The sequence below is a fragment of the Morganella sp. HMSC11D09 genome, from assembly GCF_001807955.1.
Classification (GTDB): domain Bacteria; phylum Pseudomonadota; class Gammaproteobacteria; order Enterobacterales; family Enterobacteriaceae; genus Morganella; species Morganella morganii.
This window is the reverse complement of the sequence record NZ_KV791665.1, coordinates 2,455-3,142: the sequence shown is the minus strand read 5'-3', so window position 1 is coordinate 3,142 and position 688 is coordinate 2,455. Positions and strand designations below refer to the sequence as shown.

Sequence of the window (688 nt, the reverse complement as noted above, 5' to 3'; positions counted from 1 at the left end):
GCCGTGGGAAACCGCACTGCTTAACACAGGTGGCCGGTACACCTACGGTGTTTATAACGAACAGGGAAATTTTGCTGTCAGTCCGGATGACATGATCCACATCCGGGCGCTGGGTAATAACCAGCGGATGGGGCTCAGTCCGATAGTGCAGCATGCGGAAACCATCGGCATGGGGATGTCCGGGCAGAAATACACCAGTTCTTTCTTCGGCGGTAATGCCCGTCCGGCCGGTATTGTTTCGGTTAAGGGGGAACTGCAGGAAAAAGGCTGGGACCGCCTTAAGTCAATGTGGCAGAAAGCGTCAGCTGCTCTGCGCAGCCAGGAAAACAAAACCATGCTGTTACCTGCTGACCTTGATTACAAAGCCCTGACCGTTTCCCCGGTGGATGCCCAGCTGATTGACATGCTGAAGCTCAACCGCTCCATGATCGCCGGGATTTTTAACGTACCGGCACACATGATCAATGACTTAGAAAAAGCAACATTCTCCAACATTTCCGAACAATCCATTCAGTTTGTCCGGTATACGGTCATGCCTTGGGTGGTGAACTGGGAACAGGAGCTTAACAGGCGGTTGTTCACCCGGCAGGAGCGCACTGCCGGTTTTTATGTCCGGTTTAATCTGGCCGGATTACTGCGCGGAACCCCGAGAGAGCGGGCTGAATTTTATCATTACGCCATTACTGAC

1 protein-coding gene is annotated in these 688 nt (G+C 52.9%); it reads left to right on the top strand.

Features of this window, described 5'->3' with window-relative positions:
• Positions 1 to 688: phage portal protein (locus HMPREF3119_RS05740; protein ID WP_070578883.1), on the top strand; the 688-nt coding region annotated here is incomplete at both ends.